At 48.8% G+C, this 23,582-nt stretch carries 20 protein-coding genes; 11 read left to right on the forward strand and 9 right to left on the reverse strand.

Translation table 11 applies throughout. The annotated features are described in order from the left end of the window. Nucleotides 1-10: 10 nt before the first annotated feature. Nucleotides 11-1,147, reverse strand: a complete 1,137-nt coding sequence (locus VC28_RS16100; protein WP_082191578.1) for a glycosyltransferase — start codon at nucleotides 1,145-1,147, stop codon at nucleotides 11-13. Nucleotides 1,148-1,198: 51 nt separating this feature from the next. Here VC28_RS16100 and VC28_RS16105 point away from each other — a divergent pair, with 51 nt between their 5' ends. Together VC28_RS16105 and VC28_RS16110 are read left to right on the forward strand one after the other, a co-directional pair. Then, a complete protein-coding gene (locus VC28_RS16105) occupies nucleotides 1,199-2,344 on the forward strand; it encodes a glycosyltransferase family 2 protein (RefSeq protein WP_049631545.1) in 1,146 nt (381 codons plus the stop codon). Next, complete coding sequence (locus VC28_RS16110; protein ID WP_049631546.1) at nucleotides 2,341-3,477, forward strand: DegT/DnrJ/EryC1/StrS family aminotransferase; 1,137 nt, start codon at nucleotides 2,341-2,343, stop codon at nucleotides 3,475-3,477. The genes VC28_RS16105 and VC28_RS16110 overlap by 4 nt, the downstream gene beginning before the upstream one ends. 4 nt (nucleotides 3,478-3,481) lie before the next feature. Here VC28_RS16110 and VC28_RS16115 read toward each other — a convergent pair whose 3' ends face one another. From VC28_RS16115 to prsK, 4 genes are all read right to left on the reverse strand, one after another. Beyond that, nucleotides 3,482-4,915 (reverse strand): archaeosortase/exosortase family protein, encoded by a 1,434-nt coding sequence (locus VC28_RS16115; protein ID WP_049631547.1) that lies wholly within the window; start codon nucleotides 4,913-4,915, stop codon nucleotides 3,482-3,484. Nucleotides 4,916-5,008: 93 nt separating this feature from the next. Next, entirely contained in the window at nucleotides 5,009-5,956 is a 948-nt protein-coding gene (locus tag VC28_RS16120) for a fibronectin type III domain-containing protein (RefSeq protein ID WP_156184349.1), read from the reverse strand. Between the two features lie 249 nt (nucleotides 5,957-6,205). After that, entirely contained in the window at nucleotides 6,206-7,591 is a 1,386-nt protein-coding gene (gene prsR, locus VC28_RS16125) for a PEP-CTERM-box response regulator transcription factor (RefSeq protein WP_049631549.1), read from the reverse strand. Nucleotides 7,592-7,600: 9 nt separating this feature from the next. Further along, nucleotides 7,601-9,691 (reverse strand): XrtA/PEP-CTERM system histidine kinase PrsK, encoded by a 2,091-nt coding sequence (gene prsK, locus VC28_RS16130; protein ID WP_231591794.1) that lies wholly within the window; start codon nucleotides 9,689-9,691, stop codon nucleotides 7,601-7,603. 201 nt (nucleotides 9,692-9,892) lie between these two features. Here prsK and VC28_RS16135 point away from each other — a divergent pair, with 201 nt between their 5' ends. Then, the gene (locus tag VC28_RS16135; protein WP_049632464.1) at nucleotides 9,893-10,294 is read left to right on the forward strand and encodes a c-type cytochrome; all 402 of its coding nucleotides are present in this window, start codon (nucleotides 9,893-9,895) and stop codon (nucleotides 10,292-10,294) included. A 95-nt stretch (nucleotides 10,295-10,389) separates the two neighbouring features. Here the strand turns inward: VC28_RS16135 and rep are convergent, their stop codons facing one another. Next, nucleotides 10,390-12,408: a DNA helicase Rep gene (rep, locus tag VC28_RS16140; RefSeq protein WP_049631551.1), complete on the reverse strand. Its 2,019-nt coding sequence runs from the start codon at nucleotides 12,406-12,408 to the stop codon at nucleotides 10,390-10,392. A gap of 229 nt (nucleotides 12,409-12,637) precedes the next feature. On the opposite strand from rep, the gene VC28_RS16145 reads away from it, so the two are divergent. Then, entirely contained in the window at nucleotides 12,638-14,353 is a 1,716-nt protein-coding gene (locus VC28_RS16145; RefSeq protein WP_049631552.1) for a putative bifunctional diguanylate cyclase/phosphodiesterase, read from the forward strand. A 59-nt stretch (nucleotides 14,354-14,412) separates the two neighbouring features. Here VC28_RS16145 and VC28_RS16150 read toward each other — a convergent pair whose 3' ends face one another. Both VC28_RS16150 and VC28_RS16155 read right to left on the reverse strand, forming a co-directional pair. Beyond that, complete coding sequence (locus VC28_RS16150) at nucleotides 14,413-15,936, reverse strand: YifB family Mg chelatase-like AAA ATPase (RefSeq protein ID WP_049631553.1); 1,524 nt, start codon at nucleotides 15,934-15,936, stop codon at nucleotides 14,413-14,415. Nucleotides 15,937-16,064: 128 nt separating this feature from the next. Continuing rightward, a complete protein-coding gene (locus VC28_RS16155; RefSeq protein ID WP_049631554.1) occupies nucleotides 16,065-16,295 on the reverse strand; it encodes an accessory factor UbiK family protein in 231 nt (76 codons plus the stop codon). Nucleotides 16,296-16,695: 400 nt separating this feature from the next. On the opposite strand from VC28_RS16155, the gene VC28_RS16160 reads away from it, so the two are divergent. The 3 genes from VC28_RS16160 (at nucleotide 16,696) to VC28_RS16170 (ending at nucleotide 18,861) form a co-directional block, all read left to right on the forward strand. Continuing rightward, nucleotides 16,696-17,034, forward strand: coding sequence for a P-II family nitrogen regulator (locus VC28_RS16160; protein ID WP_049631555.1), 339 nt, complete (start codon nucleotides 16,696-16,698; stop codon nucleotides 17,032-17,034). 31 nt (nucleotides 17,035-17,065) lie between these two features. Next, nucleotides 17,066-18,334, forward strand: a complete 1,269-nt coding sequence (locus tag VC28_RS16165) for an ammonium transporter (protein WP_049631556.1) — start codon at nucleotides 17,066-17,068, stop codon at nucleotides 18,332-18,334. Between the two features lie 188 nt (nucleotides 18,335-18,522). Continuing rightward, nucleotides 18,523-18,861, forward strand: coding sequence for a P-II family nitrogen regulator (locus VC28_RS16170; RefSeq protein WP_007639554.1), 339 nt, complete (start codon nucleotides 18,523-18,525; stop codon nucleotides 18,859-18,861). Between the two features lie 109 nt (nucleotides 18,862-18,970). Here VC28_RS16170 and VC28_RS16175 read toward each other — a convergent pair whose 3' ends face one another. Then, the gene (locus VC28_RS16175) at nucleotides 18,971-19,294 is read right to left on the reverse strand and encodes a hypothetical protein (protein ID WP_049631557.1); all 324 of its coding nucleotides are present in this window, start codon (nucleotides 19,292-19,294) and stop codon (nucleotides 18,971-18,973) included. 304 nt (nucleotides 19,295-19,598) lie between these two features. On the opposite strand from VC28_RS16175, the gene VC28_RS16180 reads away from it, so the two are divergent. The 4 genes from VC28_RS16180 to VC28_RS16195 all read left to right on the forward strand — a co-directional run bounded on the left by VC28_RS16180 (nucleotide 19,599) and on the right by VC28_RS16195 (nucleotide 23,582). Next, on the forward strand, nucleotides 19,599-19,907 hold the full coding sequence (locus tag VC28_RS16180) for a hypothetical protein (RefSeq protein WP_049631558.1): 309 nt from the start codon (nucleotides 19,599-19,601) through the stop codon (nucleotides 19,905-19,907). 310 nt (nucleotides 19,908-20,217) lie between these two features. Then, nucleotides 20,218-21,645, forward strand: coding sequence for a high affinity choline transporter 1 (locus VC28_RS16185; RefSeq protein ID WP_049631559.1), 1,428 nt, complete (start codon nucleotides 20,218-20,220; stop codon nucleotides 21,643-21,645). 146 nt (nucleotides 21,646-21,791) lie between these two features. After that, nucleotides 21,792-22,730, forward strand: a complete 939-nt coding sequence (gene hemC, locus VC28_RS16190) for a hydroxymethylbilane synthase (protein ID WP_049631560.1) — start codon at nucleotides 21,792-21,794, stop codon at nucleotides 22,728-22,730. Between the two features lie 3 nt (nucleotides 22,731-22,733). After that, entirely contained in the window at nucleotides 22,734-23,582 is an 849-nt protein-coding gene (locus VC28_RS16195; protein WP_231591795.1) for a uroporphyrinogen-III synthase, read from the forward strand.

The following is a 23,582-nucleotide window of genomic DNA, read 5'->3' on the forward strand; positions in this document are numbered from 1 at the left end:
TGGTGTAAAGCTATTCGACATTTCTATGGTTAAGCTCGAAATAAAGCTGTAGTGTGCGTCGGGCATTTTCCTCGCTGGTATAAGTGGTGTTGAGTTGGGTTTTGATGGGGTGTTCAAATAGCTGTAACAGAGTTTCGCTATAGCCATTCACGCTGTGCTCAGTGACCAGTAACTGAGGGTAATCAGCGAGAACTTCACGTAGTCCCCCTACACTGTGAGCAACCAGCGGTTTGCCTAGCGCAAGTGTCTCCAGTGCTGTCATGGGGGTTCCCTCATGATCAGAGCACATCACAATAATGTCTAGTGCTGCAATGGCTGCTGTTGAATCGGTTCTGTGGCCGTGAAAGATCATCGCTTCGCCAAGGCCCAGCTGCTGCGCTTGAATGGTTAGCTCGTTTTTTAGCTTCCCATCACCGATAACGTGAAATTTCAATTTATATTTTGGATGTGAGTGTAGGAGCTGGCTGGCGGTTTGTATAAACAGGTCGACCCGCTTGACAGGCTCCAGGCGTCCGACGATACCGATATGAATGTGCTCTTCTGCCTGTGTGCGGATATCGGAGGCTGGTGTTAGCGCGGCAAGCGAGCGGTTGTCGATGCCGTTTTCGATAATGTGTATGTGTTTGGGTGGAAATCTATCGGTAAGCTTGTGCGCGAGATCTTTTGATACTGCTATGACAGCATCCTGGGCATATTTTCCGGTGAGGTCATCTAGCCAGACAATCAGGCGTTTCAAACCTTGCGGTTTGTGTTCGGGGGCTCCATGGGTTGTGCGCAGTGATGTGATTCGTCGCCAGGGAAAGAGGTTGGCTGCGAGATTGGCAATACTTGCCAATATGTTTTCTTTTTGGCGATGGGTGTGAATCACATCCGGGTTTACAGCTTTTATCACTTTGATAAGCCTGCCGATAATACCAATGCCGGATATATGCTGTTCATCAATAATTTCGATAGAAATGTTTGCGTGTTTAAGTTTGTTTGCAAGCTCACCATTGTTCATTAACACAACATGTAGGTCGCAATGATGTTTAAGGGCGCAGAGAAGTGTAAATGCCTGAACTTCTGCCCCAGCCCATAGGTCACCAGAAATGATGTGCAAAACCTTGATATGTGGGGTTAAAATCGGCGGGGTTGCATGTTTTTGCATGGTGTCGGTGTCTTCAGCGAATTTTGTTAGGGATAGTTTACAGAGGTTAAAATGTTAACATTTTTGTTTTGGTTGTTTTGTATCGCGGCGCTTTATAGTTATTTTATTTATCCGCTGGTGTTACGCGTGTTGGTGGCAAGGAAGGGCGTGAAAACCAATGCTGCAGTAGTCTCTTCATCGACAGCTGCCAGTGTTTCATTAATTGTGACTGCGTATAATGAAGAGTTGAGGGTAAGGGCAAAAATAGAGAACAGTTTGCAATTAGAATTTGATGCATCGGCATTTGAAATTATTGTTGCTTCCGATTGTTCTTCTGATGCTACTGATGAAATTGTGCGTGAATATGCTGATCGGGGTGTGCGTTTGGTGCGTGCGCCAGAGCGTTTAGGTAAGGAGCATGCTCAGCAGTGCGCTATTGAAAAGGCGAGCGGCGAAATTTTGGTGTTTAGTGATGTTGCAACAGAAATTCCTGCCGATGCGATTAAAAAGTTAGTCGCTTATTTTAATGATCCTAGTGTAGGAGCTGTGTCCAGTGAGGATCGCTTCATTAGTCAGAATGGCACGGTGGCTGGTGAGGGCGCATATGTAAAATATGAAATGTGGCTGCGGCAGCAAGAATCCCGATTGGCTGGATTGGTTGGTCTAAGTGGTTCTTTTTTTGCTGTTAGAAAATCGCTGTGTAGTGATTGGGATATACATTCACCTAGTGATTTTAATACTGCATTGAATACTGCAAAGGCAGGGCTAAGGGCAGTGACTGCCCCGGATGTGCTTGGGTTTTATCAAGACTTGAAGGATCCATCAAAAGAATATCAGCGGAAAATAAGAACTGTTATTCGCGGTATGACAGGATTGTCACGCCATGCGGAGGTGCTGCGTTTTGGTAAATTTGGATTTTTCTCCTTTCAGGTAATATCACACAAATTAATGCGCTGGTTAACTCCGTGGTTTTTATTGGCGTTATTTTTGACGAATGCATTGATCGCCGACGATGGGGTATTTTATTTTTTAACCTTCTTCGCGCAATTGGTATTTTATTGCGTAGCAGTAGTTGCACATTTTTTGCCAAACCTTCAGTCCATTTCAATCATTAAACTGGTGTACTTTTTTGTGCAAGTAAATATTGCCTTGCTAGATGCTGGAATTAAATTTATTGCTGGTCAGCGTATGACAACCTGGAAGCCTTCTGCGCGATGATTTGGTATGGTGATCTTGCTCCTGTAGGGAATCGTATTTCGCTTGAATCACGCGAGGAGTGCCTACTGGAAAATCAGTTTGGTAATTATCAATATTGGCTTGATTCCGGTACATCAGCGTTGGCGTTAGCGTTGCTTGATGCCAAAGCGAATTTTCCTGATATTGATAAGCCGCGCGCAATCATTCCAGGCTATTGTTGCCCTGATCTGATTGCTGCTTGTGTGTATGCGGGTGTTGAGGCGGTAGCAGTTGATATTAGTCCTAACGATCCATCCTATGATTTGGCGCAGTTGCGATTGCATTTGGATTCACAAGTTATTGCGATTATTGCAGTAAACTTTTTAGGAATTAGTGAGCGTTTGGATGAGCTGTCTAAGCTTATCGCTGATTTGCATTTGCGTACGCGTGTGATAGAAGATAATGCGCAATGGTTTCCAGAGGAAATTGGCCGCGCGCAGTTTAAATCTGATTATGTAACCTTTTCTTTTGGTCGCGGGAAGCCAATAAGTTTGTTGGGAGGTGGATTGCTTTGGGCAAAAGAACCTGTTGCGGCGAATGCTGCAGCTCACATTGAGCCGTCGGTACATTCTTCCTTCACGCTAAAATTGAAAATTGCAGCGTATAACTTGTTGCTTAAGCCCCAGTTTTACCAATTGTTAAATCGTAATCCTTGGCTTCATTTGGGTGAAACTCGCTATGTGCCGCTCGAAAAAATTGAGGCTCTCGATGCTTACAGGCGCACGTTACTGAGCGTAAATTTTACTCGTTACAGTAATCGAGAAAATCGGCTGTCACAATTTATCAATAAAACAGTGATCGATTGTGGTGTGCAGACGCTTTCTGATCATTGCGCTTCTCGTCAAAAACGATTATTGCGTTATCCCTTGTTGTGCCCGGATAGCGAGAGTCGCGATAGATTGCTTTTAGAGTTAAGTGCCGCTGGCCTTGGCGCTTCACCAATGTATGCGGCAGCTATTGATCAGATTGCCGGTGTGGATGGGTTGGTGATTGTTCCCCACGCATTAGTTAATGCTAAAAACTTTGCTGGGAGATTTATGACATTGCCAGTCCATGAGCAGGTTACGCAGGCGTATCTCGCGCGTATATTGGCTGCTTTGTCCTCCTTTCGTTAGGAATTCAGCCCTGCGGAATACTGATTACAGGCAGGGCTCTAATTAATTTATCCAGTTCGTTTTGACAGTTATTCGAGCAATTTGCTTGCGCTACTAATAATCCGAAATATTTGTCACCCATAGCATTTGCCATGATTTGCAAAAATTTTGCAGCGATATACTTTTCAGTGTGTATCTTGCCAATAATATATTGCGTGGCGATGATCGTTCTGGTGTTGCTGCCTACTTTTTTATAGATGGCTATTGCAAATTTATTCTCGGGGTTGGAGAGTGAACGTTCAAGTGACCATTGCGATCGATCAACCACCCCTTGTATAAACGGCACTATCTCCCCTCTTGGGCTAGTGGGCATATGAGTAAATAAATCCACGCGGATTTTTATTTCTTCATGTGTTATTAGTCGTTTATCCAGATGATTAATATCAGGGCTGGGTTCTGCACCTATGCGTTCTTGCACTTCCGTTTTGAACTTATCAAGATGACTTAGCTGTAGCGGCGAATGTGTTGGTGGTATGTCTGAGTTAACATAAAGAAATATTGGGCCAAGACTAAGTGCAATCAGCGATAGATAGTGTGGTCGAGCGGGGAGGCTGACTGTTTTTGCTGGATCTCTATTGATGGGCGCAAAATAAATTGCTGGTACGAGCAAGCATGCAAATAAGATCCAGCCAAAGGTTTCGTGATCTTGCATCAGGCTGCTGCTCATTTCGGTGTGATAACCGATAAGCACAAGCAAGTAGATGCGCAGCCAATTGGCGAAGAGACCTAATAGTGCCGCGATTAAAAGTGTTATGAGTGAAGTGCGAAGGCTATATTGATTGATCAAGATGAGTATGTAGCCCATCAATAACGAAATAATTAGATATCTAATACCGGAGCATCCATCGGCGATGTAGATAGTGCCACTGGGTATAAATAGGCTGCTGCCATCGATAAGTACGGTCAAGTTACTGAGCTTTACGGCTTTGCCTACAGCGAGCGCGCTGAGGTCAACGAGAGTGCTTGTGAGTTCAGACCAAATCGGGACGGTAAACAATAATAGGCCGAGTATTGGTAGCACTGTCAGCATGGTTGAAGTAGAAAAGCACGCGCCTATAAAAAAGCAGAGTGTAGCGATCAACAGGAGGTATGCGGGCAGGCTTATGCTGAGGCTTTCGAACAGGTACCACCCCAAAGAAGCACCTGCTGTTGCCAGCATCAGTAGCCAATGTAGGGTATTTGGTGATTGGCAGCTATCGGTTGTTACGTAGTTACAGCGTCCAAGTAAAACGAGCATTACGCCAATGGTAGGAATAGCGTGAGCCAGGTCTTGATCCCAGAGCACCCATTTTTGCCACAGCGTCGCAAGGCTGGGGGAGTACAGCAATGCGACGATAGATATTGCAGCAAAAATAGATAAAGCTCTGACTGGAGGGGTCAAATTTTTAAATAAATCCATATACAGAACGCTATTCAATCCGATGTGTTGTGATGCGGTTCATAATAGCGCGTGCGAATAAAAAAATCCCTAGTTCAATCTTTGAGCATGAAATTATTGTGAAACCTTCACAAAGCGGCTATAGACGCCGTTGATATCAAAAACTGCTATTTCAAATTCTGTGCCGCTGGCATCAGCGTGTGTGTATTCAGTAACTTGATTGCTGTTAATCACTATATAGGTGAAACGTTTATCCGTAGCTTTGCGGTAACGAATTTCATATCCACCAATTTCGTCTAATTCAAGATATTGTCCATTTTCCCTTTGGCTGGGGTGTGCCCAGGTCAGTTTGGCGGATTGTTGGCTTGTTGTACTACTTGATGCTGAGGAAATGCTTTTTGAGCTGCTGGAGTTTGATTTAGAACTACTTGAGCGACTGCTGTTCGGATTGGCTAGCGTCCGCACGGTGAAAACGGGTGATTTTTCCGACTTATTGCCCGATGTATCAAATACAGTAATTGTGTATTGGTAGTCTGTGTATGCAAGTAGCTGATAATCAGAAAGTATGGTGGTTGGATGGTCAAGAATTGCAATCAATTGCCCGTCACGCTCGATCTCGTAATGGTCAATGCCAGCATTATCTGTCGCTTCATCCCAAATTAATCTGAGGCTGTTTTCCGAGAGCTGGTAAAGAGACAGCTTGGTTCCTGATGGAGGAGTGGTATCTGTACCGCTTGATGCTAATGAGCTATTGGCGGTACTGTTATTAATGCTGCTACTTGAGCGGGATGCTCGCACATAAGTCTCTGAGCTTGTAGCGGAGGATGACTTATTCATGCTGCTGATGCTTGATGAGGTAGCTTGAGGGGCGCTGGACGATTTTGGTTCCGATGAACTTTGCTCTGCAATACTACTTGCTGCCATCGAGCTGTGATCTGGCTTGTTGATGACTGTGCCACCACCACCGGTTTCTGATGAACCACCACCGCCGCACGCGGTCAACATTATCGCGGATGACGCCAGGACGATGGCGCATATGCTCTTTTTAACGCTGTTGTACATCTATAACACCTACTTAATTTGGTCTTGAATGGTTCACTACCTGTGAACCAGTTGTAGCACCTGTGTATTAAACATGTGCTAGCCACATATTTTTTTATGAATTTCGCGATTAAGTATCCAGTTATTGTGATGAGCAATCCATTCTGAAGTACGTAGGCATATTCCAATTGATTATGAGACGGTTTTCAGCTGGTGTTGGATTGGTTTCAAGCAAGGATGATAGTTAAGTAACGCGCTCACTCACTTTCTTTAATCCCCTGCATCGCCATTACTGAGATATTGCTGATTCATGTCATATTTTTTTATCAAATCATAAAATGTTGGGCGGGTGACGCCGAGCAGTTTTGCTGCTGCGGAAATGTTGTTATCGGTCATGCTGAGTGCACGGAGAATGGCTCCCCGTTCGGCTTCCTGACGCACATGGCGAAGGTTCAGTGAAAGATCTCCTGCTTCTGCCAGCCCCAAGTCTTCACGTGTGACATGTTTGCCATCGGCCATAATCACGGCGCGCTTTATCTTGTTTTCCATTTCACGGATGTTGCCTGGCCATGCATAGTTTTCAATCGCGGCTATGGCATCCGGGGTAAAGCCAGTCACGTTTTGGCCGTGTTCCTTGGCAAACTTCAATTTGAAATGACGCGCGAGTAATACCTTATCGCCCAGCCTGTTGCGCAGAGGAGGGATCAATACCGTCATTTCACAGATACGATAGAAAAGGTCTTCGCGGAAACTTCCTGCTTTTACCATCTCTTCGAGGTTTTTGTTGGTGGCGCAAATGACGCGTACGTCAACAGGAATTTCTGATCGTCCGCCCACACGCTCAATAACTCTTTCTTGCAAAAAGCGCAAAAGCTTTGCTTGAAGATTGAGAGGCATATCACCAATTTCATCAAGAAACAGGGTGCCTTCATTGGCAGTTTCCACCTTGCCTATGGTGGTTTTGTTAGCACCGGTAAAGGCGCCTTTTTCGTAACCGAAAAGTTCACTTTCAATCAGGTTTTCGGGTACAGCTGCACAGTTTATTGCAACAAAGCGTTTGTTTTTGCGCGGGCTGAGTTGATGGATCGCTCGTGCCATTACCTCTTTGCCGGTACCGCTTTCTCCCAGCAGTGTGCAGGTAACGGTAGTCGGGGAGATTTTTTCCAACTGGCGACAAATTTTTAACATTTGCGGGTCGTTGGTAATCAGGCCTTCCAAAGGTTCTTGTTGGGACAGGCTGATACGACGGTTGTAGTCTTCCAGTTCGTGGATATGGAAGGCGCGTTGGACAATAAGATCCAGAGTGTTGGGATCTACCGGTTTTTGATAGAAATCATAGGCCCCCATCGCGACCGCGCGCAGTGCATTGTCGCGATCAGTTTTGCCGGTCATCACAATGACTTTGCTATTGGGGGAAATGCGCAGAATATCCTGGATACATTTGAACCCTTCATCGACACCGTCTTCATCCGGTGGTAAACCCAAGTCCTGGATAATGACTGAAGCCTCATGCAGGCGCAGTGCTGCGATGGCGTCCTGGCGATTGTCGGCGACGATGGTCTCGTATTGGTCAAAGTGCCAGCGCAATTGGCTTTGCAGTCCTGCATCGTCTTCGACGATCAGTAATATAGGTTTGGTTGAGGCTGATTTGCTCATGCGTTTACGCTAATCCTTGTTCAACGGGAGGGATATGGTGATAGTCGTGCCTTCGCCCAATTCGCTGGCGACATTCAGTGTGCCGCTGAGCTCACTGATGTACTCGCGCGATAGGTAGACTCCTATGCCCATGCCTTTGCCGGATTTGGTTGTTTCGAATGGTTTGAATAACCGATTGTGGATGAAATCCCAGTCCATCCCTGAGCCGGTGTCTTGAATGACGATGGTGACCCAGTTATTGTTGACCTGAAGTGTAACATGAACTTGGCCGTCGTCTGGCGTCGCTTCCTGCGCATTTTTAATGAAGTTAGTGATGGTCATTACCAGCCTGACCTGGTCGGCATTGATGGTGCGCTGGGTGGTTTCTATTTCGGCGGTCAGCTTGGGTGCGCTGCGTTGGCATTCGCTAATAGCTTGTTGCACGACCTCCATGATCGACAGGCGTTTAACCAGATCTGAATCATCGCGGCGCAATTTTTTCAGCAGGTTATTCATGCGGTCTACAGAGTTGCTGATGGTTTTGATTGCGTCTTCAAAGAATGCCGGATTGCCTTTGTGCTTTTCGGCGTTGCGTACGACCAGTGCTTGCTGGGCAATCAGGTTGTTCAAATCGTGAATGATGAAGGCCACCAACTTGTTGTAAGTATCGAATTGCCGACCTTCAACCAATTGCTCTGCTTGTTGGTGCCGTTTGAGGTAACTCGCAATCTGGCGTCCCATGGTTTTGAGTAGATCGAGGTCTTCCCAGGTGAGGGTTTCATCGCCACCGGGCTTGGTCAGTGCAATAAAGCCAACCAACTCTTCACCCACAATTAATGGAAACAGCAGCCACAGGTCGGGAATGTTATGCGCCCAGTGAGGTAGCAGCTCATTGTGCTGGCTGAGGGCTTCGTTATCGCCACTGTCGGGGATAAACACCCATTCCGATTCTATAAACGCGCGGCAAAACGGGCTATCGACCGGCTCCTCCTGTAAATCAACAAAGCTGGGTAGATTGGCGCGATAGACGGGCTCATAAAAGCCTTGTTTGCGCAGCCAAATGGCACCGCTGGGCGCGCGCGTGGTGGAGGCGACTGCAAAAAAGGCGCGTTGGTTGACCTCACTGGCATCGGCTGGTTGGGCAAGGTAATTGATCAGACGCAACCACTCGTTGCGATAATCGTACTTGTAGCGGAACAGGTGTTTATTGATCAAAACGGATAGTTTCATCCGGATACGGCTGGAGACAAAAACAGTCGCGATGATGAGTACTGCGCCGACCAGCAGCAAACTGTAAAACACAGTGCCCCAGTTGCCGCCGTACAAACGCACGTAATAACCGCCGAGTGACAGTACAGTGATCAATATTCCGACACCCACTAATGACGTGGTATAGAACGCAATCGGGCGGGATAAATTGAAATTGGCAGGGCGTTCATGCCGTTGTAGCAGCAGCATTCCGCCAAGGGCCATAAACAAACAGGTGGCGATGGACACTGCGGCGCGTGACTGCCACAGCATAGGGTCGAGGCCTTTAAAAATCAGGGCATGGGTAAATAGATAAATGTCGTACAGAAAAATGGCGGCAAGGTTCATGCACAGCAGTTTGATCTGGCGGTCGTTCTCGGCGGCAAAGCGATACAGCTGCTCCACACTCACCAGCGCAATGACGGCGAGGCCCAATGCAAACCAGACCGACAAGCCCGCTTGATTCATATTGGGCAGGAACAACATGGCAATTGCCAGCGCGGTAATTGGCCAGCCCCCACTGAACAACAATTGCAGGCTTGTTGGCAGTTGCCGACGTTGGGTATTGTGTTTGAGGCTGAGGCTGATACAGAGCACCCAGGCGTTAAAATGCAGGTATTCCAGAATAATCAGTATGTAGAGCGGTATCTGGTAGGTGGAGAAGGACAGGGCAATCGCGCCAAGATGAAGGGTGTGGACAGCAGCAGCCCCGGCAAACACCCAGGTTTTTTGTTTTCGCACCAATTGGAATAGATAAGCCAGCATCATCAGGGCAGACACAATAGCTGCGCTGAAGTAGGCGACAAAGGTGACGCTGTTATATTCCATACCGGCAATAATCCTGTAATAGGTATAAGACTTGGCAATAAGCATAACAGCTGGTCGTGGTAGATCAAATTGCAGCAAGAATCTTCATGCCGACATCTAATACTGCCATCGCCTGTGTGGGTATTTGCCGCTATAATGCGCGCCCGACGCTATCAGGAACCCTGCAGGTGCCTGATGATTTACAAAGGCATTGCTGCAACCGTGTTTCAGTGAGCCTATATCAATGAGGAAAACACCGTGAGCCAAATGAAAAAATTGTTCGGAATTTTGTTAGTGAGTGCTTTGGTGAGCGGCACAGCTATCGCTAACGACGACGAAGTCCAAGCGCGTATTGCCCCGGTAGGCAGTACCTGTATGTCTGGGGATGACTGCGCAGCAGCGCCAGCTCCAGCCGCGGCAGCTGGCCCAAAATCAGGTAAGGATGTATACGGTGGTTTCTGCACCACTTGTCATGGTGCTGGTGTGATGGGCGCGCCTAAATACGGCACAGCCGCTGATTGGGCTCCGCGTGCCGCCAAAGGTAAAGACACTCTTTATACCCATGCTATTAATGGTTTTAACGCCATGCCACCAAAAGGTATGTGCGCCGCCTGTTCTGATGATGAAATCAAAGCGGCGGTGGATTACATGCTGGATGGCAGCAAGTAATATTGGGTTAAGTGGGGGGGGGCTTGAGAGCTCTCCATAACAACAAAGGCGACCTCTGGTCGCCTTTGTTGTTTTTAGCTTTTTGTTACGCCTGATTAATCAAACAGGTTCAGCAGATTGGACAGGGTCTCCTCCCCTTTGGCGATATTTTTTTCCGGGCTCTGTTCGCCAAAACCTTCCCACTCGACATCATCAGGCGGTAATTCATCCAAAAAGCGGCTGGGGGTGGTTTCGCTCATCTCGCCAAACTGTTTGCGTTTGCCGGCGAGGGTCATGCTCAAGGTACGTTGCGCGCGAGTGATGCCGACATAGGTCAAGCGACGCTCTTCTTCGATGTTGTTATCTTCAATGCTGTTGCGATGTGGCAACAAATCCTCCTCCATTCCCACCATAAATACATGCGGGAATTCCAATCCTTTCGATGCATGCAAGGTCATCAATTGCACCTGGTCACTGAGATCCTCCTCCTCTTGCCGTTCCAGCAGGTCGCGCAGTACTAATTTGGCGATAGCATCCTCGATACGCGACTCTTCGTCTTCATCATCGTTGGCACTTTTATCGAGGCTTTTTTGGAGCGATTCCACCAGATAAAACACATTTTCCATGCGCTTTTCGGCGGCTTTGGGGGTGTTGGAGTTTTGGTGTAGCCAGCCTTCGTAGTCGATATCGTTAAGCATCTCGCGAATGGCATCGACCGGTGCGTCGCCACTGCAATTGCGTTTCACTTGGTTGATCCAGTGCGCAAAACGCTGCAGCCGCTCCAGGTTTTTCTCGGGAATGCGACTTTGTAAGCCCACCTCGTCCAGTGCAGCAAATAAACTGATTTGGCGCTCGCTCGCATATCCGCCCAAGGCTTCCAGAGTGCTGGTGCCAATTTGGCGGCGCGGAGTGTTGATCACGCGCAAGAATGCGTTGTCATCATCCGGGTTTACAATCAAGCGCAGGTAGGCCATGACATCCTTGATTTCGGTTTTGGCAAAAAATGAGGAGCCGCCGCTCATTTTGTAAGGAATCTGGTGGTGCTGTAGTTTCATCTCCAGCAGGCGCGCTTGATGGTTGCCGCGATAAAGCACCGCAAAGTCGCGGAATTTGTATTGTTTTTGCAGGCGTTGGGTAATGATTTCGGTGGCGATGCGCTCGGCTTCTGCCTCTTCATTTTTACAGCGGATGACGCGGATAGGATCGCCCAAGCCCATTTCACTCCACAGCGCCTTATCAAATTCATGCGGATTGTTGGCGATGAGATGGTTGGCGACGCGCAGGATGCGGCTGGTAGAGCGGTAATTCTGCTCCAGTTTGATCACCCGCAGGTTGGGATAGTCTTGCTTGAGCTGACTCATGTTTTCCGGACGGGCACCGCGCCAGGCGTAGATGGACTGGTCGTCATCGCCCACCACTGTAAGTGCGCCACGGTTGCCTACAATTAATTGCACTAAAAGGTATTGGCTGGAGTTGGTGTCCTGATATTCATCGACGAGCAGGTAGCGGATTTTGCGCTGCCAGCGCGTCAGTACATCAGGGTTGGTTTGGAACAATTCCACCGGGATGAGGATCAGGTCATCAAAGTCCACTGCATTGTAGGCGCGCAAAGCCTGGTTGTAGCGCAGGTAAATCATGGCGATGGTCTGTTCGCCCTGGCTTTGCGCCATGCCCAATGCACGCTCGGGAGTGACCAGATCATTTTTCCAGTTGGAAATTTGGTGTTGCACCAAGTCCAGATGATCGCTGTCCAGATCGCCATCTTTGAGCATCAGCTCTTTGAGCAGCGAGCGGGCATCTTCAGAATCGAAGATGGAAAAGCCGGGTTTAAAGCCGAGGCTTTTGTGTTCGCGGCGGATGATATTGAGGCCCAGGTTGTGAAATGTGGAAACCGTCAGCCCTTTGGATGCACTGCCTTTTACCAGTTTACTGGCGCGTTCCTTCATTTCGCGCGCGGCTTTGTTGGTAAAGGTGAGGGCGGCGATATTACGCGCAGGGATTTCGCACTGTTCAATCAAATAGGCGATTTTGCGCGTAATCACGCTGGTTTTGCCGCTGCCTGCCCCCGCCAGAACCAGACAGGGGCCATCGATATAAAGCACGGCTTCTTTTTGGCGGGGATTCAGTTGCGACACAGGGGTAGCCTTGGACAAGTGGGCTGGCATTCTAACAAGCCCGCTCCGCGTTGCAATTAGGACATGCATCGTTAAGCAAAGCGGTTTTGGATTGCTATAACTGCAAGGTAAAAGCAGTTGGTTTGTAGCGGTTATTTGTTATATAGCAAGGCGTTCAGTTTGCTTGGGGGCACTGTTACCATTGAGCAGATTGGCGTGTGAATGGTGTTTTTTTAAGGGATCGAGAGTAATGGAGCGGAAAATAAAAATCCTGTTTATCGACCGTGAGCAAGGTGAATACCTGCTCATCGCCGAGATTTTGTCTCACATTCGCCATGTGGAGTACGAATTGACCTGGTGCGATGATTTGGATTCCGCATTGGGGAAAATTTTATCCCAGGAATTTGATGTTGCCCTGCTCGATTATTATTGGGGCGATATGAATGCGCGCGACCTGCTCAATGCGGCGCGTGTGCAAGCCTGCCAGACCCCTATTGTGGTGATGACCGATGAAATGGAAACCGAGGTTGACCGCGAGGCCATCCGCGCCGGTGCTGCGGATTACCTGATCAAAGGCCAAATTGATCACCTGCTGCTGGAGCGCACCCTGCGCTATGCCATCGAACGTAAACAGACCGAGCAGCATCTAAGTCGCCTCGCGCACTATGACCCTTTGACCGATGTGCCCAACCGTATTCTGTTCCGCGATCGCCTTGAGCATGCGATTCATCTGGCCGAGCGCGACAACACCAGTTTTACCCTTATGTTTATTGATCTCAATGGCTTTAAAGAGGTCAACGACAACTTTGGTCACGATGCTGGCGATGCGATTATCCGCATCTGCGCCGAGCGTTTGGGCGCGTGTTTGCGCCGTAGCGACTCTGTTGCGCGCATGGGCGGCGATGAATTTACCCTGCTGCTGCAAAACATTGCGGTGAATACCGATGTCGCCCACATCGCCGAAAAAGTTATCAAGGCGATTGAACAACCGGCGGAGATCAATGGGCACGAAGTGGTTGTGGGCTGCAGTGTGGGTATTGCGATTTACCCGCAAGCTGGGCGCGATGCCGATACTTTGCTTAAGCACGCGGATATGGCGATGTACAAAGCCAAGCAAGAGGAGGGCAGCAGCTACCGTTTTTTTACCGAGATGATGAACCAGGATGTGCGTCGCCAGCTGCGGCTGGAATCCGATTTACGCGCTGCACTCAAGAAGCAGCAATTTGTATTGCATTACATTCCGCGCGTGGATGTCAGCACCGGCAAGGTGGTCGCGCTTGAAGCTTTGCTGCGCTGGGACAAACCGGGTGTCGGCATAGTGAACGCCAGCGATTTTATCGCCACCGCCGAAGAGACCGGCATTATCAACGCGCTTGGGTATTGGGTCATCCGTCAGGCATGTAATGATTTGAAGCTCCTGCAATCTATTTGGGGCGACCATTTGATGATGGCGATCAATTTGTCCATCCGCCAATTCAAAGACGACAATCTGGTGCACGAGGTTGCGCGCATTTTTGCCGATAACGATATACAGCCGGGCGATATTGAATTTGAAATCACCGAGACGGTCTTTGCCGACAATATTGAGTTGATCTCGCTGTGCATGCGCCCGTTGTCCTTTTTTGGCATTAATTTTTTACTCGACAGCTTTGGTGCGGGCAACTCATCGCTGCTGCATTTACAGCGGTTGCCGATCAGCACCGTCAAAATCGATTTGGGCTTCTTGCAGGAATTAAACCGCAGCCATACCGACAAACGCCTGGTCTCCGCCATGATTACGCTGGCGCACAATTTAGGAAAGTTGGTTGTCGCTGAAGGTGTGGAGACCAAAGAGGAAAAAGAGTGGCTCAAGGAAATGGGTTGCGATTTGATGCAAGGCTATTACTTCTCGGCACCCAAATCCTACGCTGAAATTGTCAGTTGGTTGCAGATGTCAGTGTCGCACCAACATCTGACACCTAATTAATCCATTCTCCGGAGAATGGATTAAAACGGACAGCTTGGTTATCGCGCGCCATATGTCCGTCAGCTGCCTGAATTTCCGCCACCGCTCTGCCGGTCAAGTGTCCGGTAACTCAGTGCTTCGCTGATATCGACCGTGCTGAGTTGCTCGCGCCCGGCCATGTCGGCGAGGGTGCGCGCCAATTTAAGTACACGGTGATAGGCGCGGGTGGACAATCCCAGCTTTTCAATAGCCTGTTCCAGCAACATTTTGTCGGCAGGTATCAGCTCGCAATAGCGTTCCAACTCCGGTGCAGTCAATTGATGATTGGCTTTCCCCTGCCGCGCTATTTGGCGCTTGCGCGCTTGTTCCACCCGCAAACGGATAGTGCTACTGCTGTCGCCGAGGGTTTTGTTGTGCAGCTCACCTTGGCGCAGGCTTCTTACTGGTACGTGCATATCGATGCGATCCAGCAGTGGGCCAGATATCTTGTCGCGGTAGCGCTTTACCTGGTCGGGGGTGCAGCGGCAGCGGTTGGCGTCGCTACCGTGATACCCGCAGGGGCACGGGTTCATCGCGGCGACCAGCTGGAACCGGGCGGGAAAACAGGCTTGGCTGCGCGCGCGCGAAATCCGCACTTCGCCGCTTTCAAGCGGTTCGCGCAAGACTTCAAGCACTTTGCGTGGGAACTCGGGCAGTTCGTCCAAAAACAACACCCCTGCGTGCGATAGTGAAATCTCTCCCGGCTTGGGGTTGCTGCCACCACCCACCAAAGCAATGGCCGAGGAGGTGTGATGAGGTGCCCTGAAGGGCCTTTTTCGCCAGTGATAATCCTGCGACTGTGCGGCCACAGAGTAAATCGCGGCCACATCCAACATCTCCCGCTCGCTTAAGTTGGGCAATATTCCCGGCAGACGGCTCGCCAACATGGTTTTACCGGTTCCCGGTGGCCCGTAAAACAACAGGTTATGGCCGCCGCTCGCGGCAATTTCCAAGGCGCGCTTGGCGTGCGATTGGCCTTTTACATCCAGAATATCCAACGATTCCGCGTGCAGATCACCTTCATCCAATTTTGCTTCTGCTTGCGGTAGGGCTTCGCGCTGGTGCAAGTGGGCACATACCTGCAATAAGTTAGCTGCACCAAATACGCGCGTTATCGTACTAAAGGCGGCTTCCGCTGCGTTGTCACTGCTAACAATCAGGCCGCGTTGTGCATCGCCACAGGCCAGTGCGGCAGGCAGCGCTGCACTGATCGGGCGCAGCTCTCCCGAGAGCGCCAGCTCTCCCAGAAATTCGTACTGTTCCAATTGCCCTGCGGGAAGCTGTCCGGACGCGGCAAGAATGCCCAGAGCGATAGGTAAATCGTAGCGTCCGCCCTCTTTAGGTAAATCCGCCGGTGCAAGGTTGACGGTAATCCGCTGGGCGGGGAATTCGAGATGGCTGTTGATCAGGGCGCTGCGCACCCGGTCTTTGCTTTCTTTAACTGCTGCCTCGGGCAGGCCGACAATTGAAAGACTGGGTAGTCCGTTGGAAATATGAACCTCAACGGTAACCTGTGGGGCGTTAATACCAAGCTTTGCGCGTGAATAGACGATGGCGAGAGACATTGACGATCCTTGTGTTTGTTTTTAAAGAAGTTTTCCTATCGATACGCGCGACCTTTTCCTGCTTGTGTGCCTGCGCACGATAGGGCAATGACTATAAAGGAATCCGGTTGCGGAAAATACGTATCAGATCATGCTTTGCTTTCCAGTTCGGCCAGCGCTTGTTCCAGCGTCTCCAGTTTCTGGCGGGTGCGCTGGAGCACTTCCGTCTGGGCATCAAACTCTTCGCGTGTGACCAGATCCAGCCGTGCCAATGCAGATTGCAGCATTAGGTGGAGTTCCCGTTTGGGGATCAGCTGATCGGTTTGGGAGAACTGTGACTGCAACTCTTCCAATAACCGCTGTGCTGTGTCTTTGATCATGAAATACCCCCTGCTTTTGCTGTGAGCAGGCAGTTTACCGCTTCACCTTCCCCGCTGCATTAATCCCTCTCCCTGAATGGCATTCCCGCTGTCTATCGACCTCCCAGCAGGCTATTAAATGTGGAATTTGATGACGATGTGCACAATTGGTGCTTGTTGTTTGCTGTGTTGATCAAAAATGGTGCATCACTTGTATGCGAACTTGGATATTTTTGCTTTTTGTATTCTGAATTGAGTGTAAGTTTATGATTTTTATTGATTTTATGAAATTGGCCTGCTCTGTGCAAAATTCCGGATGAATCATTAATGGAGCCGACAATGTTACATCCGTCTGCTCCAGAGAGTCTTTCCGGTGTTTCCCGCACCCTCGGGTGCGGGAATTTTTTCAGGAGTGTGATCAATGAAATTGGTAACAGCGATCATCAAGCCATTCAAGTTGGATGTAGTGCGTGAAGCGCTCTCCGATATAGGTGTGCACGGCATGACCGTCACCGAAGTAAAAGGTTTTGGTCGTCAGAAAGGCCATTCCGAACTCTACCGTGGGGCAGAGTACGTGGTGGATTTTTTGCCGAAAACCAAAGTAGAGATTGCCGTCTCGGACGCTGAAGCTGATTCAGTGGTTGAGGCCATCAGTAAGGCTGCGAACAGCAGCAAGATTGGTGACGGCAAGATCTTTGTATCCGATTTGGAGCAGGTGGTGCGTATCCGCACCGGCGAAACCGGCGACCAAGCGTTGTAATTCACTTTAATAAACAGACGGGGAACAACCAATGGAAGAGAATATTTATCATCTTCAGTATGCGATGGACACCTTTTACTTTTTGGTGATGGGTGCCTTGGTAATGTGGATGGCAGCAGGTTTTGCCATGCTCGAATCCGGCTTGGTTCGCGCCAAGAATACAACTGAAATCCTGACCAAAAACGTGGTGCTCTATGCGACAGCTTGTACCATGTATCTGGTGTGCGGTTACGCGATCATGTACGGCGGCAACTTCTTCCTTTCAGGTATTGCCGATGTCAATGTTGATGAAACCCTGAAAAGTTTCGCTGAGCGTGAAGATGGTTTCACCGGCGGGTCGATTTATTCAGGCGCGTCTGACTTCTTCTTCCAGGTAGTGTTTGTTGCCACCTGTATGTCTATCGTTTCCGGTGCTGTGGCCGAGCGTATGAAGCTCTGGGCATTCTTGCTGTTCGCCGTAGTGATGACCGGTGTGATCTATCCAATCGAAGGTTCCTGGACATGGGGCGCAGAAGGTCTGTTTGGCCTGAACATCGATGACCAATTCGGCTTCAAGGATTTTGCGGGCTCAGGCATTGTGCATATGGCGGGTGCTTCTGCAGCTTTGGCGGGTGTGCTGTTGCTGGGTGCTCGTAAAGGTAAATACGGTCCAAACGGTGAAATCAATGCGATCACCGGTGCTAACTTGCCAATGGCGACTTTGGGTATGTTGATCCTGTGGTTTGGTTGGTTTGGTTTCAATGGCGGTTCAGTTCTGAAACTGGGCGACATCGCCAACGCTAACACTGTTGCAATGGTTTTCCTTAATACTAACGCTGCAGCGGCTGGTGGTTTGCTGGGCTCATTGGTTGTTGCCCGTTTGCTGTTCGGTAAGGCTGACTTGACCATGATCCTCAACGGTGCTTTGGCTGGTCTCGTCGCCATTACCGCAAGCCCTGATACTCCAAGTGCGCTGGCTTCCGTCATCATTGGTGTGGTTGCGGGTGTGTTGGTAGTGTTCTCAATCCTTGGTCTGGACAAGTTGCGTATCGATGACCCGGTGGGTGCGATTTCTGTTCACGGTACTGCGGGTCTGTTTGGTCTGTTGGTTGTTCCATTCACCGCTGAAGGGACTACGTTCCTCGGTCAATTAGCCGGTGCAGCGATTATCTTCGCTTGGGTATTCGGCGCTAGCCTGGTGGTTTGGTACATTATCAAGTTGGTTATCGGTATCCGCGTCTCTGAAGAAGAAGAGTTCGAAGGTGTTGATATTGCCGAGTGCGGTATGGAAGCTTATCCAGAGTTTACTCGCTCCAAGTAATAACAATCACGCTGCCTTGTTTGATTGTGATCAAGGCAGCGTAAATACCTCACCTACTTTATAAAGTTGTTGTTGATGTGTGAAGCTTGGGTGTATCTTTACTGCAAGCTTTCGGGCTCACGCCGATCCCATGCGAGGGCATGAGTTTCTGGCACAGCATTCACAAGACTCCAGCAAAGGAATTAATAATGAAACTGATTACCGCTGTTGTAAAACCATTCAAACTTGATGACGTGCGCACCGCATTGTCAGACGTTGGTGTCCAGGGCATGACTGTCACTGAAGTAAAAGGTTTTGGTCGTCAAAAAGGCCACACCGAACTTTATCGTGGTGCTGAATACGTTGTAGATTTTCTGCCGAAAGTAAAAATCGAACTTGCTGTTGATGATTCAATGGTTGAGCAGGCGGTAGAAGCTATTACCAAAGCAGCACAAACCGGAAAAATTGGCGACGGTAAAATTTTTATCGCACCATTGGATGAAATTATCCGCATCCGCACCGGTGAAACAGGATCAGACGCAGTTTAATTGACTGTATTTTCCCTGCTGCTGGTAATTTCCAGTAGATAAAAAACGTCACAATTTTGTGGCGTTTTTTTATGGCTGCTGATATAGCGTGAAAGATGATGCTGATTATTTAAGATAAAAATTTAGTCAGGCTTGCGCGCAATCGATTAATAAAAACTCGCTGCTGAATAAAAAAATAAATAGGCAGTGCAACAACCATCAACAGTATCGCGCTGGTTTGTTGCGACATGCCAAGTGCTGGCCTAACCACAAGCACAAAGAAAAAACACAGGGCTGCCATAGTCAATGCGCTGATGAGGTTGTTGCGCCAGATACGCATTTTATTTTCTTCAGAAAAAGCATCTTTATAGGCTTTTGCAAGCAACGCTTGTTGCTCTGGCAGATCAAATGACGACAGTTCAGGAAAATGTTTTACAAGGCGTTTAAAGTTCATAAGCAGGACAAAAGAAACCCAAAATGGATGTGTGGATATTTAGTGTGCAAATTTTTGGTGAAATTGATCTTGTTGTCACTTTTTTGCACGCATCTAGCAAGCGCTAGACTTGCTCAAGGTTAATAACTAAAATCCGCCGCGATGGCAGTGAGTAAGATAAAAAAAGCCTAAAAATTTATGGCCAATAGTCATGACGTTTAAAAGAGTCTGCGCTATATATTAGCCGAAGCCATTGCTGCTATCAGTAATGAACAAGTCGGGATAAAAACCAAGATCCACATTGTACAAGTTTTCAGGTGACATTATGACTGATGAAGACCCCATTAACGATGAAGAATTAGAAGACTCAGTAGACGGGGAGGAGGATGCCGACGAGGCGGATGAGGCGCTCGATAGCGATGACGCAAGCTTCTCAAGTCCTGCCAGTAAAGTAGTCGAATCAGAGGCGCTGGAGGATTTCAGCATAGCGTCACGCCAAAAAGCGCGCGATGAGCTGGAGGCTCAGATTGCTGCATTCTTGGCCAGAGGCGGTAAAATCAATGAGGTGCCTGCAAACGTCACCGCTGATCCGCCTAAAAAACCGACACCCGATTATGGTGGTCGCCCTATTTGATCAGCCGATTAAGTAATACCAAAGCCCCGCTTAACAGCGGGGCTTTTTTATGGGCAAGTTAATTGCATAGAAAAGTGGGAAAAGAGACCTTGCAGGTCGTAATTTTGGTTTAATTTTCAGGTATTTCCATTATATTAGCGCTGAAAAATACAGGCGCATTTTTGGTTGTGCCTGCGCGGTCATTTTCAGTTTGTCGGGCGAGTCCAGACTCAGTTTTCCAGCATGTCGCTATTTAATTCCGGTGCGTCTGCGGTGAGTGTGCACATCTGTTCCATTCCAATAACTCAGCCAAGATTAAAGGAACCAACGAATGTTAGTCAGTTTTGTTGTGCTCTATCTGCTCATTTCAATCGGGATCGGGGTCTATGCCGCGACCAAAGTCCATAACGCGAAAGACTACATTACAGCGGGCAGGCAGCTGCCGATGGGTGTGGTTATCGCCATGGTGTTTGCAACCTGGTTCGGAGCAGAAACGGTTCTGGGTATTCCTGGCACCTTCGTGGAAGAAAATCTGGGTGGCCTGATTTCAGATCCTTTCGGCGCTTCCTTTTGCTTGATGTTGTTTGCGCTGGTATTTGCACGCCCTCTTTATCGCAAAAATCTGCTCACCTTGGGTGATTTTTATCGCGAGAAATACAGCAAGCCGGTTGAGATTGTGGTGTCCATCGCGATTGCGCTCTCGTACCTTGGTTGGGTTTCTGCACAAATTACTGCGTTAGGATTGGTGTTCCATGTATTGACCGACAGCGCCATTAGTATGGAATTGGGCATCATCCTGGGTGCTGCGATTGTCATGACGTATACGCTCGTAGGTGGCATGTGGTCTGTTGCAATGACCACTGTGGTGCAGATGACGGTAATTGTCGTCGGGTTGCTGTGGATTGCGTTTTTGGTGTCGGACCAAACCGGTGGTGTGGCTCCTGTTGTAAAACACGCCTATGAAGCGGGTAAATTTGAATTCTGGCCGAGTTTGGAATGGGCCGCGGTGATTACCTTTATTGCCGGTTTTCTCACCATGGGCTTTGGTTCGATCCCGCAACAGGATGTATTCCAGCGTGTGAACTCTGCCAAAAGCGAAAACATCGCCGTATGGGGGACTTTCTTCGGTGGTGTGGCCTATTTATTTTTTGCCGCTATTCCACTTTATCTCGCGTATTCCGCGTTTATGGTTGACCCGGAAATGGCGGCAAGAGTGAGTGAGCAAGATTCCCAATTAGTGCTGCCGACTTTCGTGCTGGAACATATGCCCGTGTATGCCCAGATTATTTTCTTTGGTGCGTTGTTGTCGGTCATTATGAGTACCGCGAGCGGCACTTTACTGGCTCCTTCCGTTACGCTGTCAGAAAACGTGATCAAGGAGTTGATGCCCAATGGAAAAACCATGAGCGATAAACAATTCCTCACCATGATGCGCATTGTGGTAGCGCTTTTCTCGGTGTTAGTTGCGCTCTATGCGCTTTACTCGCTGCAGGAAGAGACATCCATCCACACAATGGTCGCCAATGCATACAAAGTGACTCTGGTGGTTGCGTTGGTTCCTTTGTTTGCCGGAATTTATTGGAAAAAAGCGAGCAATTTCGGCGCAGCAAGTTCAATCATCGCCGGACTTGTAGTGTGGATTCCATTGGAATTCATCATGCCTGATGCAGTACTTCCACCCCATTTTGCCGGATTTATTGTTGCTGCAGTCGTCATGGTTGTTGCCAGTCTTCTCAAGCCTGCCAAAGCAGCTGTTTGATCCCTTTTTCTGGTTCATGGATGAGCCTCTCCTGTGTTGTATTTCCCTTTCCTGATTCTTGAGTCGCGGCGAATATCCCCTTTATGCCTATTTCGGGGAGGCTGATGTTATCATTTGCATCTTGTTAACTTACCAGTATCAGATCCATGTCGACTCCTTCGCTTCTGCGCATTGCCACCCGTAAAAGTTTGCTTGCCCTGTGGCAGGCGGAATATGTCAAAGCCGAATTGGAAAAGCATCATCCCGGTTTGACGGTTGAATTGGTGCCGTTAACCAGCCGTGGCGATAAAATTCTCGATGTCCCTCTCGCCAAAATTGGTGGCAAAGGCCTGTTCGTCAAAGAATTGGAACAGGCTTTGTTAGCAGGTGATGCGGATATCGCGGTGCATTCAATGAAAGATGTCCCCATGGATTTTCCAGCGGGTTTGGGGTTGGCGGTGATTTGCCCGCGCGAAGATGCACGCGATGCATTTGTTTCTAACCGCTTTCATTCGCTCGATGAATTGCCGCAAGGTGCAGTAGTGGGAACATCAAGCTTGCGTCGCCAGTGCCAATTGCTTGCCCATCGTCCGGATTTGCAGATCCGGTTTTTGCGCGGTAACGTGCAGACGCGCCTGCAAAAACTCGATGATGGTGAATACGATGCAATTATTCTCGCCGCTGCGGGTTTGATCCGTCTGGAGTTGAAAGAGCGTATCCGTACTTATATCGCGCCAGAGCAAAGTCTGCCCGCCGGTGGGCAAGGTGCAGTAGGCATTGAATGCCGCAGCGATGATGCCGCGACGCTCGCTCTGATCAAACCCTTGCATCACCAAATCACTGCTGAGCAAGTGTTGGCAGAGCGCGCGATGAACCGCCATTTGCAAGGCGGCTGCCAGGTGCCCATCGCCTGCTATGCTATTCATCGTGGTGATTCCTTGTGGTTGCGCGGATTGGTAGGTGCACCCGATGGTAGCCAGATGTTGTTCGATGAAATTTCCGGTGCAGTGGCAGATGCTGAAAAAATGGGAATCGAATTAGCCGAGCGTTTACTGGCGGCTGGTGCCGATAAAATTCTCGCTGAGGTTTACGCAAACGCGGAATAAGTCATGACGGCCAAGCTGCAAGATTTTTGTGTCGTGATCACGCGGCCTGCTGCACAGGCAACACCATGGGCGGCGCAGTTAACGACATTGGGATTCACCTGTGCGTATTGGAATTTGCTGGAAATATCGGCGGTAGCCAGTGAAGAAAAAATTCGCGCGATTAAAAACAAAATTCTGGATTTTGACCTTTATCAGAAAGTTATTTTTGTCAGCCAGAATGCTGTGGATTTTGGCATGGAGTGGCTGGAAAATTATTGGCCGCAGTTGCCAATCGGCATCGAGTATTTTGCTGTGGGCGCAACTACGGCTAAAAAACTGTCTGAATATGGCGTTACTGTACAAGACCTTGCGATAAGTAGCCGTGGTGGAATGACCAGCGAGGATTTATTAACGGCGGAAAACTTGCAGCACGTCGATGGCGAAAAAATCCTGATTTTTCGCGGTTGCGGTGGACGAGGGCATCTTGCAGAAGAATTGCGCAAGCGCGGTGCATGGGTTGATTACTGTGAATTGTATGAGCGTCAATTACCGGCAAACGCAGCGGAACAATTGGCGCAACTGATGGCATCAACCGACGTTGTGCATAAAGAAATTATTGTGAGTCTGCATAGCGGCGAAAGCTTGCAAAACATGTTAGATGCAATAGCGCAAAAACCTGCGCAAGAACAACTGCAAATACACATGTGGCTACAGGGGCGAATATTATTGGTGCCCAGCCAGCGAATCAGGGATGCGGCACAAACAGCAGGATTCAAGCGAATTATCTGCGCTGAAAATGCTACAGACAACGCCATGACGGCAGCCTTGTTACATTATTGTCGCACACAAGAGTGCACTTCATTACAGGACTAA

It is taken from the genome of Cellvibrio sp. pealriver (assembly GCF_001183545.1).
Lineage (GTDB): Bacteria > Pseudomonadota > Gammaproteobacteria > Pseudomonadales > Cellvibrionaceae > Cellvibrio.

Excerpts from the sequence above, each read along its gene's own strand:
- VC28_RS16100 (WP_082191578.1), bottom strand. The coding sequence starts at position 1,147 with ATGCAAAAACATGCAACCCCGCCGATTTTAACCCCACATATCAAGGTT.
- VC28_RS16105 (WP_049631545.1), top strand. The coding sequence starts at position 1,199 with ATGTTAACATTTTTGTTTTGGTTGTTTTGTATCGCGGCGCTTTATAGT.
- VC28_RS16110 (WP_049631546.1), top strand. The coding sequence starts at position 2,341 with ATGATTTGGTATGGTGATCTTGCTCCTGTAGGGAATCGTATTTCGCTT.
- VC28_RS16115 (WP_049631547.1), bottom strand. The coding sequence starts at position 4,915 with ATGGATTTATTTAAAAATTTGACCCCTCCAGTCAGAGCTTTATCTATT.
- VC28_RS16120 (WP_156184349.1), bottom strand. The coding sequence starts at position 5,956 with ATGTACAACAGCGTTAAAAAGAGCATATGCGCCATCGTCCTGGCGTCA.
- prsR (WP_049631549.1), bottom strand. The coding sequence starts at position 7,591 with ATGAGCAAATCAGCCTCAACCAAACCTATATTACTGATCGTCGAAGAC.
- prsK (WP_231591794.1), bottom strand. The coding sequence starts at position 9,691 with ATGCTTATTGCCAAGTCTTATACCTATTACAGGATTATTGCCGGTATG.
- VC28_RS16135 (WP_049632464.1), top strand. The coding sequence starts at position 9,893 with ATGAAAAAATTGTTCGGAATTTTGTTAGTGAGTGCTTTGGTGAGCGGC.
- VC28_RS16145 (WP_049631552.1), top strand. The coding sequence starts at position 12,638 with ATGGAGCGGAAAATAAAAATCCTGTTTATCGACCGTGAGCAAGGTGAA.
- VC28_RS16150 (WP_049631553.1), bottom strand. The coding sequence starts at position 15,936 with ATGTCTCTCGCCATCGTCTATTCACGCGCAAAGCTTGGTATTAACGCC.
- VC28_RS16155 (WP_049631554.1), bottom strand. The coding sequence starts at position 16,295 with ATGATCAAAGACACAGCACAGCGGTTATTGGAAGAGTTGCAGTCACAG.
- VC28_RS16160 (WP_049631555.1), top strand. The coding sequence starts at position 16,696 with ATGAAATTGGTAACAGCGATCATCAAGCCATTCAAGTTGGATGTAGTG.
- VC28_RS16165 (WP_049631556.1), top strand. The coding sequence starts at position 17,066 with ATGGAAGAGAATATTTATCATCTTCAGTATGCGATGGACACCTTTTAC.
- VC28_RS16170 (WP_007639554.1), top strand. The coding sequence starts at position 18,523 with ATGAAACTGATTACCGCTGTTGTAAAACCATTCAAACTTGATGACGTG.
- VC28_RS16175 (WP_049631557.1), bottom strand. The coding sequence starts at position 19,294 with ATGAACTTTAAACGCCTTGTAAAACATTTTCCTGAACTGTCGTCATTT.
- VC28_RS16180 (WP_049631558.1), top strand. The coding sequence starts at position 19,599 with ATGACTGATGAAGACCCCATTAACGATGAAGAATTAGAAGACTCAGTA.
- VC28_RS16185 (WP_049631559.1), top strand. The coding sequence starts at position 20,218 with ATGTTAGTCAGTTTTGTTGTGCTCTATCTGCTCATTTCAATCGGGATC.
- hemC (WP_049631560.1), top strand. The coding sequence starts at position 21,792 with ATGTCGACTCCTTCGCTTCTGCGCATTGCCACCCGTAAAAGTTTGCTT.
- VC28_RS16195 (WP_231591795.1), top strand. The coding sequence starts at position 22,734 with ATGACGGCCAAGCTGCAAGATTTTTGTGTCGTGATCACGCGGCCTGCT.